The sequence below is a fragment of the Deminuibacter soli genome (assembly GCF_003412455.1).
GTDB lineage: Bacteria > Bacteroidota > Bacteroidia > Chitinophagales > Chitinophagaceae > Deminuibacter > Deminuibacter soli.
Window position 1 is genome coordinate 1,107,850 of the sequence record NZ_QTJU01000001.1, and the last position, 16,299, is coordinate 1,124,148.

Here is a 16,299-nt window from a genome sequence, read left to right on the forward strand (position 1 = left end):
TCTGTATGAAAACGCTCCTGCTCTGTATTTGCATGGTTCCTGTGCTCGCTATCGGCCAATCCCGGAAAGAACGGAAGGCCCAGGCAAAAGCCGATAAGGAAACACTCGATAATATCAGGAAGCATATTGAATTTCTGGCCGATGACAAACTCGAAGGCCGCCGCACCGGTTCTCCCGGTGAAATGCTTGCAGCCCAATATATCAGCACACAGTTTGCCGCCGATCAGCTGCTTCCCAAAGGCGACCAGGCCTTTACCCAGGAATTTTCTATCAACGAAGGCAAACAACTGCCTGCAGATGCCAATAGTTTTACCGTAAACGATAAAGCCCTGCAGCTGAACAAAGATTATTACCCGCTCGCTTTTTCTGCCTCTGCCGCAACAGAAGGTGCTTCGTCACTTAGCCTGCGCGAAAAAGGACAGCCCTGGTTTTTTGATGTGGCCGATTTGCTTGAAGACAATAAAAGCAACCCGCACTTCAATATTTTCGATGTAATTGCACAGGAAGTGCGGCACACTGCCCCCAAAGGCGCCAGGGCATTGATTGTGTTCAACAGCGGCAGCGCCATAGACAATATCCAGTTTAACAAAAACGACGAATCAGCAGCAGCCTCTATTCCCGTAGTATATCTTACACATGAAGGACTGAAAAAATATTTTGCCGACCCCACTGATTATTACCACCTGAAGCTGACTGTTAAGCTGGTACCCACCAGCCGCAAAGGCCGCAATGTGATCGGTTTTATCGATAACCAGGCGCCTGCAACCGTTGTTATCGGTGCGCATTTCGATCACCTCGGGTATGGTGAAGACAATAATGCCCTGGATGGCAAAGGCCAGGTTCACAACGGCGCCGATGACAATGCCAGCGGTACCGCTGCGTTGATTGAACTGGGCCGCCTGCTCAAAAACAGCAACGCCAAACACAACAATTACCTGCTGATAGCCTTTAGTGGTGAAGAATTGGGCCTGGCCGGCTCTACATACTGGCTGGCGCACAATACGCTCACGCCGCTCAATTACATGATTAACCTCGATATGGTAGGCCGGTACGACAGCAGCAAGAAACTCACCATCGGCGGCTACGGCACCTCTCCTGTCTGGGGGCAGGTACTGCCTGCACTTAGTGATAAAAACCTGCTGGTAAAATTCGACAGCACCGGTGCAGGCCCCAGCGATCATGCTTCTTTTTATCACAGGAATATTCCTGTGCTGTTTTTCTTTACCAACGGCCACAGCGATTACCACAAGGCAACAGATGATGCAGATAAAATCAACTATACTGCCGAGCTGGATGTTATTAAATACGTGCAGCACGTGGTAGAAGCAACCGATGGCAAAGGCCAGCTGCCATTTACCCGCACCAGCGAACCCGAAGTGCAGGTGGTAAACCTGCCGGTAACACTGGGTGTTATGCCCGATTATGGCTTTAATGGTACAGGCATGCGTATTGAAGCAGTGAGCAAAGGAAAAACAGCCGAAAAAATAGGGCTTAAACCGGGCGATGTATTGTTACAGCTGGGTAGTTATAAGTTTGTAGACGTGCCTACCTACATGCAGGCACTGGCTAAATTCAGGAAAGGCGATACCACACAATTGCGTTACAGGCGCGCCAATGTAGAGAAAACCGTTCCCGTAGCGTTTTAAACCAAAGCATGAAACTAAAACTGAACATTGATGAATTGACCGAAGATTTTTTCTGCGATACGCGGCTGCTCGGCATCATCGCGTCAGTAAAAAATTACCAGTTCTGCTGGCAGCTGAACCGCTTGATGGGATACAATTTCAGGCTGAACCCTGATATCGAAATTCATTTACGCAAAAAAGAAAGAAGCTACTTTTTCCCGGTATACCAGCATGCCGTGCGCAACAGCTCCCTCAGTCATTTTTTATACCACAACCATTACGACGGAGAATACCTGCTGCCTGAATTTAAACACATGGATTTTTTATGGCTCATGAAAGGCGACTGCGTGGAAAACAACGATTGCAGCGAAATTATTCAAACCATTAAACACATTGCCGGTGTGCAAATGGTAGCAGAGCTAACCAACGAAAAAATCCGCAACAAGGGGCACCTGGTATTTTAACCACAAACATTTTTGTATGGAAAAAACAACCGCTGGCTGGGTGGCAGAACACAATGCGCTTTACCGCAAATTCGAGTTTCCCGACTTTTCTGCCGCTTTTGCCTTCATGACACGCGTAGCACTGGCTGCAGAAAAAATGAACCATCACCCCAGGTGGAGCAATGTATACAACACGGTTGAAATATGGCTCAATACCCACGATGCAGGCAATACCATTACCGACAGGGATCACAAACTCGCTTCCCGTATCAACACTCTGCTGTAACTGTTATTCCGGCAACCAATGCCACTGCATGCCTGTTAATGGGCAGACACTACTTTTAAACCAACAATGGAACTGATCAGCGTACCAATAAAAAACAGGCGCCAGAAATCAGAAGGCTCTTTAAAGAAAATGATCCCCATAATTACGGTGCCCACTGCACCAATACCCGTCCACACTGCATAAGCGGTTCCGATGGGAATGGTTTGCGCTGCTTTGTTGAGAAAGAAAAAACTCGCTGAAATGGCAATGGCAAACCCGATGCTCCATTTCAGGTTGGTAAAGTTGTTCGACATTTTAAGGCAGGTGGTAAAACCTACTTCAAACAAGCCGGCAATAACAAGAATCAACCAATTCATAGTCTGAGCTGTTTAAAATGAGTAAACACCCGGTTATATGTCCGGCAACAAGCCGCAAATGTATTATAAATGCCGCAGAACCGGAACCAGGTGCTTTGCACAGCCATCTTTAACAACTTACCATGAAACAGTACCTGTTTGCAGCAGCCTGCCTGCTTGCTATTTTTTATACCGGCTGCACCTGCAACAGCAGCAGCAATAAAACCGGGGAAACTGATTCGGTGCAAACAGCACGCAATATTATTGCAGAAGACAGCGCCATGTTGTTCGACGATACTGCACAGGCTTTTATTTTGCGCGCCCTGCAGCTGCAGTCACTGCCCTGGAACCGTTTTACCCTCGAAGAGTTCTGGGCCGAAGACAGCATACAGAAAAAACCCTTCACCGCAGACACCGGTTTTTACAACAAGTATGCAGGAGTGTTGCGCTGGTCGCCAGACAGCAGTTATGTACTCGATATTGGCTCGTACGGCTCGGTGGTATTGAAAGATAAAAAGGGCAATAACCATATTGTAGCAGGCGATCCTGACACCGAAGTAGCCCTGTTATACCCGAAAGAACAACAGAAATGGCGGCTGTTATTTGGCGGGCCGTCTACCCATATTTTCAATGCCGTTTGGCCCGATTCAACCGAAGTGGCCATGCTGGGCGTGCTCGATCGCGAAGGCACCAGCAACGATGATACCCTGCTATGGCTGATTGATGTAAAAGGGAATTTTTTCCGCCGCTACAAATGGCATTAACCCATAACACCGCCCGGGCTGCTGTTTCACCGAAATAACCTGGCTGCCGGGTAATTATCGCAGCCTGCTTTACCGTAGTTTTATGCCCATAAAAAAACAACTGGCATGAGATTACTGATGAAATGGCTGCTGGCTTGTATGCCAATGGCCGCCGTATCCCAAACCCTTACGGTTGAAAAAATAATGCAGGATCCCAAATGGATCGGCACATCCCCCTCCAACGTATTCTGGCATTTCAACAGCAAACAGCTGTACTTCGACTGGAATCCCGGCAAACAAATATCCGATTCCGGTTATAGCTACAAACTTAAGGGCAGCACTCCCGAAAAAGCAGCCTACAAAGAAACATTGCTGCAGCAGGCTATTGACAATGGCGTATACAATAACACGCATACGCAAATTGCCTATACCTTTCGCGGTGATATATTCCGCCTCGATGTAAAAACAGGCAAAACCACACGTATTACACAAACAGAAGAGTATGAAGGCAACCCCCGTTTTATTAAACAGGACAGCTGGATCACTTACCTGCGTAATCAAAACCTGTATGCCTGGGATGCTTCATCCGGCGAAACCCTGCAACTGACCAATTTCACCAAAGGCGATGTAAAAGAAAAAGCCGGAAAGGATGGCGCAGCCAAAGGCAATGCACAGGAGCAATGGCTGCAGAAAAACCAGCTGCAGCTGATGCAGGTTATCCGTGAGCGCAAACAAAAGAAAGATGCAAAAGAAGCTTTCCTGAATGCTGAAAAAGATAATGACACGCTGCGTGTTATCAGCATTGGCGATAAAAATGTATCGAATATACAGGTAAGTCCAACGGCCCGTTTTATTACCTACCGTTTGGTACAGCCGCCTAAAGACGCCAAGAACACCATGGTGCCTGACTATGTAACCGAAAGCGGTTTCACCACCGATATTCCTGGCCGCACCAAAGTAGGCGCCCCCCTGGGTAAATACGAGTTTTACGTATTTGATACAGAAAAAGACACTGTTATCCAGGTGTTGACCGATTCATTGCCCGGTATTGCAGACCAGCCGGATTATGTAAAAGATTACCCGCAGAAAGAGGCTTCGAAAAAAACAACACGTGGCGTTATCGTCAATGGTCCTTACTGGAATCAGCAAGGCACAGCGGCCATTGTGGATATTCGCTCGCAGGATAACAAAGACCGGTGGCTGATGCAACTCGATGCCGCTACCGGCAAATTATCCCTTGTTGACCGCCAGCGGGATGAGGCATGGGTTGGCGGACCTGGCATCGGTTATGCAATGGGCGGCGCAACGCTCGGCTGGATCAATGACCAGCTGCTTTATTTTCAGAGCGAAGCCACCGGTTATGCCCACCTGTATACCTACCATACCGGCACACACAACAAACAAGCTATCACCAGCGGCCGGTACGAGGTTCAACAGGTACAGCTGAGCACCGATAAAAAATTCTTTTACCTGCTTACCAATGAAGTACACCCCGGCAAACAAAACTGGTACCGCATAAAAACAGATGGCAGTGCCAAAGAGAAAATCACTTCCATGGATGGTGGTTATGAGGTAAGTCTTTCGCCTGATGAAAAGTATATTGCCTACCGCTACTCGTACATCAACAAACCCTGGGAGCTGTATGTGCAGGAAAACACACCAGGCGCCAAACCGCAGCAGGTTACTTTTAAAGCGGCCAGTGATTCATTCAAAGCATACCCCTGGCGCGAAACAAACATATTCACCATTACTGCAAGAGACGGTAAAAACATTTACGCCCGTTTGTACAAGCCTGCTGCTTCAGTTAAAAATGGCGCAGCTGTAATATTTGTGCATGGCGCAGGCTACCTGCAAAATGTACATTACTGGTGGAGCCAGTATTTCCGCGAATATATGTTTAACAACCTGCTGGCCGATAAAGGATACACTGTTCTGGATATTGACTACCGCGCAAGCTCCGGTCATGGCCGCGACTGGCGTACCGGCATTTACCGTTATATGGGCGGCAAAGACCTGGACGATGAAGTAGATGCCGCTCATTATCTTGTAAAAGAAATGGGTATCGATTCAACACGCATAGGCATGTACGGCGGCAGCTACGGCGGTTTTATGACGCTGATGGCCATGTTTACCCAACCCGATGTAATTAAAGCCGGTGCTGCCCTTCGCCCTGTTACAGACTGGGCACATTACAACCATGGTTACACCTCCAACATCCTGAACGAGCCGTTTAACGACAGTATTGCTTACCAGCGCTCATCGCCCATCAACTTTGCCGGCGGCCTCAAAAACAACCTGCTGATTTGCCATGGCATGGTAGATACCAATGTGAATTTCCAGGATGTGGTACGCCTTAACCAGCGCCTCATAGAATTGGGTAAAAACAATTGGAGCGTTGCCCTGTACCCTATGGAAGATCACGGTTTTGTTGAGCCAACCAGCTGGACCGATGAATACAAACGCATCCTGAATTTATTTGATACAAAGCTGCTGAAGTAGCCCGGTTGTTATCATAAAAAAAGGCCGTTAATGACGGCCTTTTTTTATGATAACAGGAATCCATTAAACCATCGGTCGGTTTTTTTTCTCCGTTACATAGGCAATATAATCCGTTACCGGCGGGTCAATATTTTCCAGGCGCAGCAGCAACGCTATTTGCCCGCGATGATAGGTGGCATGGTTAACCAGGTGCAGGTAAATATCGGCCAGTTTATTGCAAAACTGCTGTCCCTTGGTATTGTAATAGGTTAATTCGTACGTATCGTCGTGCTGGTGCGCAATGTCGAGGCTTTGTTGCAGCAACGCTTCGTTGTGTTTGTTAAAAGTATGCGGCGCAATGGCCGACCATGGATTTAAAGAAGGCTGGCCGGGCGCTGCAATACGTTTAATCCACACATGGTGGGCCTGTAACACGTGTGCCATCAGTTGAAGGGCCTTTTCAGGCGGGCCGGAATTATCCAGGGCTTCGATAATGCGTTTGTTTGCGGCATAATTATACCGGAACAAACAGGAGTAGTTGTTGTCCATAACAGCGAGTAGATTTTTATGCAGTAATTACAATTTAAGCTATTTCTGCCGCAAACCCTAGCCTCTGTCACATTATCCAAAACAAAACCGGCCCTTGGGAGCCGGTTTGTCGTTTATCATTTAATTCCTTTCGGAAAGCGTTGAAGGCAATTAACCGTTCATGCTGGCCAGGAATTCTTCGTTGCTTTTGGTTCCGCGCATACGTTTCAGCAATTCATTCATTGCTTCTTCGGTATTCATGTCGTTGATGTACAGGCGCAGGATGTTCATGCGTTGCAGCACATCCCTGTCTAACAGCAGGTCGTCACGGCGGGTAGAAGAAGATACCAGGTCAATGGCAGGGAAAATACGCCTGTTGGCCAGTCGGCGGTCAAGCTGTAACTCCATGTTACCGGTACCTTTAAATTCTTCGAAGATCACTTCATCCATTTTAGAACCGGTTTCAATTAACGCAGTTGCGAGAATGGTTAATGAACCACCGTGTTCAATTTTACGGGCTGCACCAAAAAACTGTTTGGGTTTCTGCATGGCATTGGCTTCCACACCACCGGATAATACTTTGCCTGATGCAGGTGCAACCGTGTTGTGTGCCCTTGCCAAACGGGTAATGGAATCGAGCAGGATCACTACATCGTGGCCGCACTCAACCAAACGTTTTGCTTTTTGCAAAGCAATGGCCGAAACCTTTACGTGTTTTTCAGCAGGCTCGTCAAATGTAGAAGCAATTACTTCTGCTTTTACACTGCGTTCCATATCGGTCACCTCTTCAGGTCGTTCGTCAATCAGTACCACCATCAGGTAACACTCGGGGTGGTTGCTGGCAATGGCATTAGCCACTTCTTTCAGCAACACGGTTTTACCAACTTTAGGCTGTGCAACAATCAAACCGCGCTGACCTTTACCAATAGGGGCAAACAGGTCAATGATACGCGTGCTGTAGTTGCTGGGGGTAGTAAACAGGTTCAGCTTTTCGTAAGGGAACAATGGTGTAAGATAATCGAAAGGCACGCGGTCGCGCACTTCATCGGGGTTTTTGCCATTGATGGTTTCCACTTTCAGCAAAGCGAAATATTTTTCACCTTCTTTGGGAGGGCGAACCGCACCGTATACAGTATCGCCGGTTTTTAAACCAAACAATTTTATCTGTGAAGGAGAAACGTATACATCATCCGGGGAAGACAAATAGTTGTAGTCAGATGAACGCAGGAAACCATACCCGTCGGGCATCATTTCAAGCACACCTTCCGATAAAATGATACCGTCGAATTCAATATTGAAAGCGGGTTCTTTTTTGTATTGGTGACGCACAGGAGCAAGATCTTCCTGTGGTGCAATAATGTTGGCGAGCGCCATCAGATCGGCGGTGTCAGCATCGTTCAGCACACTGTCGTGGTGACCGTTACTTTCTTCTGTATCGTCGTAGGCAACTGCATCTTCAGCATCAGCATCTTCTTTTTTAGAAGGCTTTTGCTTTATTTCTTCTGCTGGTTTAGCGCTTTTGCGTCCGCGCTTTTTAGGCGCATCTTCTGCTGCTTTTTCAGTAACTTTTTCTGCCTTAACTGCCTTGGGCGCCTCCGTCATTACCACTGCATCTTCAGTAGTATTGGTTGTAGTTGCTTTTACGATACGCTTGCGTTTTGAAACGTCTCCACCGCTGTCTTTTTTCTCACTGGCCATAACTGCTTGTTTATCTAATATCTTGTAAATAAGTTCCTGTTTATCCAGCTTTTTGGCATTGGAAATGCGCAGCTGTTCTGCTATGTCCAGCAATTCAGGAACTAACATATCGTTCAATTGCAAAATGTCGTACATAAAAAACTAAAGGAGGTAAGGTTTAACGTTAAGATCCAGTCTTATTAATTGAAGAAAAATTCGGTTGATTACTGGAAAACAAGAATGCTGAGAGGTATGATTGAAAAACGAATCAGCTTGCTTCCGGTTGCAATGTTACTGCAAAATGTTCATATCAAAGCAAAAAATGGCTGTTCATTTGTTTTTTTGGGCTTTTTTCTAAAAAAATTAACGTATTTAGGCGTTTCTGCTGTAACACTGGGTGAATGCGCCGCTAAATGCGGTTTTTGACTGAAAAATGCAATTGACCAGCGCCTTCATTTATATTTGCCCCGCTTTATTTAATTCAACAACCCGGCAAGCGGGTTTCTTTTTTATTCAAATTTATTGTGCCATGTTCAACAACAGGATTAAGATTAAAACACTGCTGTCTGGCGATGCAGCCGGCCAGCAGGTAACCGTTATGGGATGGGTTCGCAGCTTTAGGAACAACCAGTTTATAGCCCTGAATGATGGCAGCACCAATAATAATCTGCAGGTGGTTGTTGAACTTGGCCAGCTCGATGAGCCAACACTGAAACGCATTACCACAGGCGCTTCCCTTAAAATTACCGGCCAGGTAGTGGAAAGCCTGGGCAAGGGACAAAAACTGGAAGTAAAGGCAACAACCCTCGAAATACTGGGCGATTGTGATGCAGAAAAATATCCGCTGCAGTTAAAAAACAGGCCCAGCCTCGAATACCTGCGCGAAATAGCACACCTGCGTTTCCGCACCAACACCTTCGGCGCTATTTTCCGCGTACGCCATGCACTTGCATTCGCGATACACGAGTTTTTCAACAAACAGGGCTTTGTATACCTGCATACACCCATCATCACCGCAAGTGATGCAGAAGGCGCCGGCGAAACTTTCCGCGTTACCACCCTGCCTTTTGATAACCCGCCGCGCACTGCTGCAGGTGAAATAGATTTTGCAGAAGACTTCTTCGGCAAAAGCACCAACCTCACTGTAAGCGGCCAGCTCGAAGGAGAACTCGGTGCTATGGCGTTTAGTGAGGTATACACATTCGGCCCAACGTTCAGGGCCGAAAATTCAAATACAACACGCCACCTGGCTGAGTTCTGGATGATTGAACCGGAAATGGCTTTCTATGACCTGGAAGACAACATGAACCTCGCAGAAGCGTTCATTAAATACCTTATCGGGTATGTAATGACCAACAACCGGGAAGACCTTGAATTTCTTGATCAGCGCCTGGCCGAAGAAGAAAAGCAAAAGCCGCAGGCCGAACGCAGCGAAATGGGTTTAATTGAAAAGCTGGAATTTGTACTCAACAATAACTTTGAACGCATTACCTATACCGAAGCCATCCGGATATTACTCGATTCGCCTGCTTATAAAAAGAAAAAGTTTAAATACGATGTAAGCTGGGGCATTGATATGCAAAGTGAACACGAACGTTACCTTGTTGAAAAACACTTTAAAAAACCGGTGATTGTAACCAATTATCCCAAAGACATCAAGGCCTTTTACATGCGCCTGAACGACGATGGCAAAACCGTTGCTGCCATGGATATACTGGCACCGGGTATTGGTGAAATTGTAGGTGGCTCACAACGTGAAGAAAGACTGGAAAAACTGGAAGGCCGTATGCACGATATGCATATACCAACAGAAGAACTGAACTGGTACCTCGATACCCGCCGCTATGGCGCTGTGCCGCATGCAGGCTTTGGCCTGGGCTTTGAGCGCATAGTACTGTTTGTAACCGGAATGACAAATATCCGTGATGTAATTCCGTTTGCGCGAACACCGAAAAACTGTGAATTTTAATAGCACAACTTTTAAGAAGCGGGTAAATTTGCCTGCTTCTTTTTTTAATCATTGGCCAATCAAATATCCGTATGCATCAGTCCAACATCAACCAGCTTAAACAAACCCTTCAGCCGGTACGCGATACACTGGTAGCGCACCCGCTTTACACGCGTCTTCACTCGTTACAGCACATTCAAACTTTTACACAGTTTCATGTGTACGCTGTATGGGATTTTATGTCGCTGTTAAAATCACTGCAGCAGCAGCTTACCTGTGTGCGCGTGCCCTGGGTACCTGCAGGAAGCGGCAATACCCGTTATCTCATCAATGAAATTGTACTCGGCGAAGAAAGCGATATAGACGCAAACGGTGTTCGCCAAAGCCACTTTGAATTATACCTCAGCGCTATGCAACAGCTCGGTGCAGATACCAGTGCCATCAACAACCTGCTTGCACAACTCGCTGCCGGGCAAACCATACAGCAGGCCATACAGCAAAACGGCCTGCCACAGGGTGTTGTTGATTTTGTGCATTTCACTTTCCAGATCATCGAAAACACACCTGCACATGTACAGGCTGCCGTGTTCACCTTTGGCCGCGAAGACCTTATTCCCGATATGTTCCTGGGCATGGTAAAAGAACTGTCTGAAACCTTTCCGCAGCTCGCTATTTTCCGCTATTATCTCGAGCGCCACATTGAAGTAGACGGAGACCATCACAGCCACCTGGCCATGGAAATGGTAAGCGAATTATGCGGCACCGATACCCAAAAATGGGTAGAAGCCACACAAGCTTCTTTACAGGCATTGGAGAGCCGCAAAAAACTGTGGGATGCCGTACTTGCTGCAGTTGAAGAACACCAGCCGGAAGTAAAAGCATAGAAAATTATTTGTTGTATAAAGGCTTGAAACCCTTTACCACACTGTGTTTCAGCAAGTAGTGCGGATGATTGCAAAAATAAATTCAGAAAAACTGTGTATTTTATTGGTGGTTTAAATAGAAATCCTATTTTTGCAACCCCAACGGAATAATATCCGCCACGGATGGTGCGGTAGCTCAGTCGGTAGAGCAAAGGACTGAAAATCCTTGTGTCGCCGGTTCGATCCCGGCCCACACCACGAAAGCCTCAACAATGTTGAGGTTTTTTTATTTAGGGTAACATTACATCTTCAAAGCTATAATAAGCTATGCCCTTTAAAGTTTATAAACATTTAGTATGTCTTCCGGAAGTTTTTCTATCGGCTCGCATTCTGTAATGGAATAGTGAAATTTATCAATAACACCCATTAACTTGCCATTGACGAAGTCTCCCTGCCCAATTTGCCGGCGAAAGCTCCTCAAGGCACCTTTCGCGTCATAAATTCTGCGAAGCTCATTCACTTCTTGATATATGCAGATTCCACCAACGTCAGCACAAGGACGATCATATTTCCATACAACGAAAATCGGAATCTCTCTTTTGCATTTTTCCTTATCCCTTACCTTGCATTCAAAATAGCTTTTCAATTTGGGCTTGTCGATGACAAGGGTTTCTTTTGGATTAAGCGGATCTTTAATCATTTGCGCGACTTTCATGAAGGCCTTGCCTTCTAGATACTTGGCTTCCACCCTGGCTATCAAATTATTTTTATCATCAACGACAATGATATCCGGGTTTTGATAAACATCTGTATCCAAACATTTTAGCCCAGTGTTATCAGTTATAAATTTCTTCAGCTCATCTACAAGCATTTTAGAATTTATAAGGTCCCGCTCAAATGGATATCGTAATACAGATTGAGGCTGACAAATATTACATGCCCCGCATGGTTTTGACCAATTAGACAAATTTTTTAAATCTGTCCGACATTGAAGTGCCATACGTGTATAATTTAAAAATAAGTTTTTGATTGAACATTAATTTAATGCTTTTTTCCGGCATAAATTAGAGAATAGTCAGTCCGTCGAGAAATTAATACAAAGAACAAAAATTCAATGGGTTAAAACGGCCTGCTATATTTTTTAGTAATTTTGCAACGAGAATTCTAACCCATGATTTATTCTATACGTGCGATCCAAGACAAGCATTCTATTGTTCCCGAAGAAATGAACAAATTGATCCAACTTCACAAAGTGAAGGTTGGAAAAAGCGGAATGCTTTCAAAAAATGCTTATGAATTACTGATCAGCCATCTTGGAAAAGAGACCGATAGTGATTCAAAACCGATTTATATTTTAAATGGCAATAAAGTTCCTGTTAAGAACAAACCTTATTATGAAACACCTGATGGCCGCATTTCTATTTTCCAAGATGATGTTATCAGCTTTTTGCAAGGCCTTCCGCCTAATAGCGTTGATCTAATTGTCACCGACCCCGCCTATTCCGGCATGAATCAAAAGCTTAAGCTTGGGCGTGGGAAAATTATCGGCAAGTATAACGAAGCAGGAAAAGAAGGAGCAAAATGGTTTGAAGAATTCCACGATACGGAAGAAAACTATAAAGCTTTTCTTGAAGCATGCTTCCGTGTTCTTAAAAAAGACAGGCACATCTACTTGATGTTCGATTCTTTTTCGCTTTTGTCTCTCGCGCCAATTGCAAGAGAAGTATTCGAGGTGAAAAATGTGCTTTGTTGGGATAAGGCAAATATTGGCCTTGGACATTATTTCCGACGCAGGCATGAATTCATTCTATTTGCTAGTAAGGGCAAAAGAAATTTAAACTCCAAAAACATTCCAGATGTGTGGAAGATCAAACGTGTAACCTCTTCTGCTTATCCAACACAAAAGCCTGTCGAAGTTTTTGAATTGATGCTGAAGGGTAGCGCTAGTAAGGACTTTGTCGTTTGTGATCCTTTCCTTGGTAGCGGATCGGCGGCTATTGCTGCGCTCAAACAGAATTGTAAATTTTTAGGATGTGATATCTCAAGCAAATCTGTTTCCCTGTCCAAAGATCGTATCTCCCAATTCTTGAAAACAAGGATTGACCCTTATCAAAAGGCATCTTTATTAGGTGATGACGACGCAATGACAAAATTATTTTTCAATGGCAAACTTAAGTAGAACACGAACGGTTTTCTCCTTCACTTCTCCACGCACGATAGAAAAAATAATTCCTGAAATTCAAGTCTTGATCGATTTCTTTAACGGCAAAGAATGGAATACAAAAACGCAGATCGCTTTCTTTGAAAAACTATTTGCTTCTCAATTTTACGAAGGCAGCAAAATGCCGGGTGACGCTGCTTTTGCAGCAAGAGACAGGATTACACGAGCTCCAAAAGCTTTGGGATTTGTTGATCTTAACCCAAAGATTGCTTTAACGAAGCCAGGTGCGCAACTTTTAAGCGGAAAAAGAATTCATGAGGTCATAGCAAGGCAGTTATTCAAATTTCAGCTACCGTCACCCTTTCACAAGATACCGGATGACAGAAACTTTAATATACGTCCATATCTGGAATTTCTTCGATTAGTAAAGGAGCTTGATATGATTTCTAAAACAGAAATTGCCATTTTTTTTGTTCAACTTACACACTATAAGAAATTCAATGAGACTGTCGAAGCCATCAAAAAATTTAGGAACGATGTAACAGAGAATAAAGGCAATAGGCGCGCTTTTATTGATGAAGTATTTACAAGAGAGATATTGAAAATTTACGCCGATGACATAGGAGCTGAAAGATTTAAGACAAGAGAAAGCCGTGAAGAAACATTGGCAAAATTTGTTCGAACCAAAAAAAGCAATCATTTCGACTATGCCGATGCTTTTATGCGTTATTTAAGAGCTACTCAGCTTATCACTTTTGATAAAAAGACTTTCAGGGCGATTGTTGCTCCAGCCCGCGCAGAAGAAGTGGCTTATATTTTAAAGAATGTTCCAAGACAGATTTCAAATTTTAAAACAGCTGGCGAATTCAAGAATTACTTATATGATCCTACCTCATTGCCCTTGCTGACCGATAACAGAGGCTATCTTGAACATCACCTTTCAAAGTTGAGAGTTCCCTTTAATGAAAGATTGACTATTGAGCAATTAAAAGACAAACTTGAACAGGAGGAGGGAAAGATTATTACCCATGCAATCGAAAAAACGACAATCTCCTTAAAAGAATATAGACAGTTTGATGATATCATTTCTGTCTTTAGAAAAGTTCAATTGCGCGAAGTTCCCGATCCGCCACTATATTTTGAATGGAATGTCTGGCGTGCATTGGTAATGATGAATTATGCAAAAGATATCAAAGGCAATTTCACAATTGATCTTGATGGAGTGCCATTGAATTCCGCCGTTGCTAACAAACCCGATATTGAAGCTGACTATGGTGAATTCAAAATGATTGTCGAAGTCACAATGTCCAGTGGTAGTAAACAATATGAAATGGAAGGAGAGCCTGTTGCTCGCCATTACGGACGTGCCCAACTGTCTTCTGATATTCCTGTATATTGTTTATTTATCGCACCCAAAATTAATGAAAACACCCTCGCTCATTTCTTTAATACCAATAGGTTTAACACGAAGGCTTATGGTGGCAAAACAAAAATCATTCCTATGAGCCTTACACATTTCATTGATTTTATGACGATTGCCCGAGATAAAGGATTTACCGATTCCCAAATATTAAAAAGTTATCTTGACAAAATTATTGCCAGAAATGCCACCGCCGAAGATGAAGCAGTCTGGTTTCAGCAAATAGAGAATTCCATTCCCACCTGGGTTGCGTAATTCCGCTATTAAATATTACGTTGTTTTTAACTATCATTTCAACAATACCCTGCTAAAAACTGACGTTACCTTAGGTGTAAAATTATATCGATACTATACCCTTACTTTATTCTACTTTTAGTACAACAAAAAGGCTGTTACCCCTTACCGGTGTAACAGCCTTTTTAATCTATTGCAAAGCAGCCTTAACGTTGTATATAGTTGTAGCGCAGTGTTCCAACATCCGAGCCGGTAATGCCCGCATTAAGCGGAAAACCATCCGATCCATATACATAACTATACGATGAAGAATAGCTGATGCCATATGCCGCGCTGGATTCCGTTTCCTTTGTCAGGTTTGATGCAGATATCGCCTGCGGAAAAGAGTTAATCAGGTAGTACACCAAACGCGCCTGCCCATTGATTGAGGCGTAAGGTGTAGGGCTGTTATCGTAAGTATAGTTATCCACATACTGATCGGTAGCAAACAGGGACTGCGAATACACAGCTGTCACATTTCCTTTTGCATCCCATACCAGGGAATCAACCCTGCTGTTATTCAGCTGACCAGGATTAACAGTATACACTTTAACCGGGTTTCCTTGTGGGTTATATACCAGTGTATCGTAGATGCCCTGGTTGCGTTTTATAACTTTTACAATTTTGCCGCCATTGTCATACACAATGTCCGTTGTATCCGAAGTCCGGTTAATGTCTGTATTGCCATCAGAGCTTGTTACCATGGTCAGCTTTCCGCTATTATACTGGTAAAAATTTGCACTTTGGTAACTGCCTTCAAAATATTCATCAGCTAGCAGTGTACCGTCTGTATTATACACGTAAGCAATAGAATCAGTACTGTTTGCAGAGGCAAAGATCACTGAGCTGATCATTTTTTGTGCAGGCGTGTCACTGTTCTTTTTACAAGCTACTGTTGTAGTCAGCAGCGCAAGGCTTAAATAAAGCAGGTTCTTTTTCATGAATGTTGTTTTTAAAGGTGTGGTTGTTTGTGTTTATTAATACAATAGGTTTTGCGAATTACGCGAGCCGGATAGTTTACATAAAAGCCTCCCGCAATAACGGGAGGCTTGGGGGTTGTGTACTATGTAAGGGGTTAGGGTTGATACAAGTTGTTTTTGATGCGCATGAAAATTATATCTGCCGGTTACAACAATACACATGACAACACCGGTTAAGCTAAACTTGGATTTAAAAGAAATTGGTTTTTCATCGAAAAGGATTTAGGGTGTTGTTGGTTTTTCTTTCAATTGGATATATAAAATGGGAATCGACATTTTCAGGCATACTTAGCCATACAACCAGGCTCATATGCGGCAGTTGAAATTCTTATGAATTTCCATTGATATTATAATAGGGAAACTGGTTTCCAGCAGATTGGAGAGAATAGCAAACAGGCACACGGCCGCGCTGCAGAAAAAAAACACTTTTTTCATGTTTCTGATAAAGGTTTAGGGTAAAAGCAACAACGGTGTTTAACAGGCAGCGATGTCTGCGATGCATTTACATTGCAGAAAAAATTTTATAATGACAAACAAGC

14 protein-coding genes and 1 tRNA gene are annotated in these 16,299 nt (G+C 44.2%); 10 read left to right on the forward strand and 5 right to left on the reverse strand.

What is annotated here, in order from left to right:
* Positions 1 to 5: 5 nt before the first annotated feature.
* Genes DXN05_RS04785 through DXN05_RS04795 form a run of 3 tightly spaced genes read left to right on the forward strand, consistent with a single transcriptional unit; the run spans position 6 to position 2,354 of the window.
* A complete protein-coding gene (locus tag DXN05_RS04785) occupies positions 6 to 1,646 on the forward strand; it encodes a M28 family peptidase (RefSeq protein WP_158559126.1) in 1,641 nt (546 codons plus the stop codon).
* A gap of 8 nt (positions 1,647 to 1,654) precedes the next feature.
* Complete coding sequence (locus DXN05_RS04790) at positions 1,655 to 2,089, forward strand: IPExxxVDY family protein (protein WP_116846042.1); 435 nt, start codon at positions 1,655 to 1,657, stop codon at positions 2,087 to 2,089.
* Between the two features lie 16 nt (positions 2,090 to 2,105).
* Entirely contained in the window at positions 2,106 to 2,354 is a 249-nt protein-coding gene (locus DXN05_RS04795) for a 4a-hydroxytetrahydrobiopterin dehydratase (protein WP_116846043.1), read from the forward strand.
* Positions 2,355 to 2,389: 35 nt separating this feature from the next.
* Here the strand turns inward: DXN05_RS04795 and DXN05_RS04800 are convergent, their stop codons facing one another.
* Positions 2,390 to 2,710: a DMT family transporter gene (locus DXN05_RS04800; protein WP_116846044.1), complete on the reverse strand. Its 321-nt coding sequence runs from the start codon at positions 2,708 to 2,710 to the stop codon at positions 2,390 to 2,392.
* Between the two features lie 122 nt (positions 2,711 to 2,832).
* On the opposite strand from DXN05_RS04800, the gene DXN05_RS04805 reads away from it, so the two are divergent.
* Entirely contained in the window at positions 2,833 to 3,453 is a 621-nt protein-coding gene (locus DXN05_RS04805) for a hypothetical protein (RefSeq protein ID WP_116846045.1), read from the forward strand.
* Between the two features lie 105 nt (positions 3,454 to 3,558).
* A complete protein-coding gene (locus DXN05_RS04810; protein ID WP_116846046.1) occupies positions 3,559 to 5,931 on the forward strand; it encodes a S9 family peptidase in 2,373 nt (790 codons plus the stop codon).
* A gap of 63 nt (positions 5,932 to 5,994) precedes the next feature.
* Here the strand turns inward: DXN05_RS04810 and DXN05_RS04815 are convergent, their stop codons facing one another.
* Together DXN05_RS04815 and rho are read right to left on the reverse strand one after the other, a co-directional pair.
* A complete protein-coding gene (locus tag DXN05_RS04815) occupies positions 5,995 to 6,459 on the reverse strand; it encodes a DinB family protein (protein WP_116846047.1) in 465 nt (154 codons plus the stop codon).
* 150 nt (positions 6,460 to 6,609) lie between these two features.
* Positions 6,610 to 8,244 (reverse strand): transcription termination factor Rho, encoded by a 1,635-nt coding sequence (gene rho, locus DXN05_RS04820; RefSeq protein WP_245975124.1) that lies wholly within the window; start codon positions 8,242 to 8,244, stop codon positions 6,610 to 6,612.
* 400 nt (positions 8,245 to 8,644) lie between these two features.
* Here rho and asnS point away from each other — a divergent pair, with 400 nt between their 5' ends.
* From asnS to DXN05_RS04840, 3 genes are all read left to right on the forward strand, one after another.
* Positions 8,645 to 10,084, forward strand: coding sequence for an asparagine--tRNA ligase (gene asnS, locus DXN05_RS04830; RefSeq protein ID WP_116846400.1), 1,440 nt, complete (start codon positions 8,645 to 8,647; stop codon positions 10,082 to 10,084).
* Between the two features lie 71 nt (positions 10,085 to 10,155).
* Entirely contained in the window at positions 10,156 to 10,947 is a 792-nt protein-coding gene (locus DXN05_RS04835; RefSeq protein ID WP_116846050.1) for a DUF3050 domain-containing protein, read from the forward strand.
* 164 nt (positions 10,948 to 11,111) lie between these two features.
* A tRNA-Phe gene (locus tag DXN05_RS04840) sits at positions 11,112 to 11,184 on the forward strand.
* Positions 11,185 to 11,260: 76 nt separating this feature from the next.
* Here the strand turns inward: DXN05_RS04840 and DXN05_RS04845 are convergent.
* Complete coding sequence (locus DXN05_RS04845) at positions 11,261 to 11,926, reverse strand: hypothetical protein (RefSeq protein ID WP_147313837.1); 666 nt, start codon at positions 11,924 to 11,926, stop codon at positions 11,261 to 11,263.
* 171 nt (positions 11,927 to 12,097) lie between these two features.
* Between DXN05_RS04845 and DXN05_RS04850 the strand changes: the two genes are divergently transcribed.
* Together DXN05_RS04850 and DXN05_RS04855 are read left to right on the forward strand one after the other, a co-directional pair.
* On the forward strand, positions 12,098 to 13,105 hold the full coding sequence (locus DXN05_RS04850; protein ID WP_116846052.1) for a DNA-methyltransferase: 1,008 nt from the start codon (positions 12,098 to 12,100) through the stop codon (positions 13,103 to 13,105).
* Positions 13,089 to 14,762 carry an AlwI family type II restriction endonuclease gene (locus DXN05_RS04855; RefSeq protein ID WP_116846053.1) on the forward strand — a complete coding sequence of 558 codons (1,674 nt, stop codon included), beginning with the start codon at positions 13,089 to 13,091 and terminating at the stop codon, positions 14,760 to 14,762. Before DXN05_RS04850 ends, DXN05_RS04855 begins: the two co-directional genes overlap by 17 nt.
* Positions 14,763 to 14,947: 185 nt before the next feature.
* On the opposite strand, the gene DXN05_RS04860 is transcribed toward DXN05_RS04855, so the two are convergent.
* Positions 14,948 to 15,721, reverse strand: coding sequence for a hypothetical protein (locus tag DXN05_RS04860; RefSeq protein WP_116846054.1), 774 nt, complete (start codon positions 15,719 to 15,721; stop codon positions 14,948 to 14,950).
* Between the last annotated feature and the right edge of the window lie 578 nt (positions 15,722 to 16,299).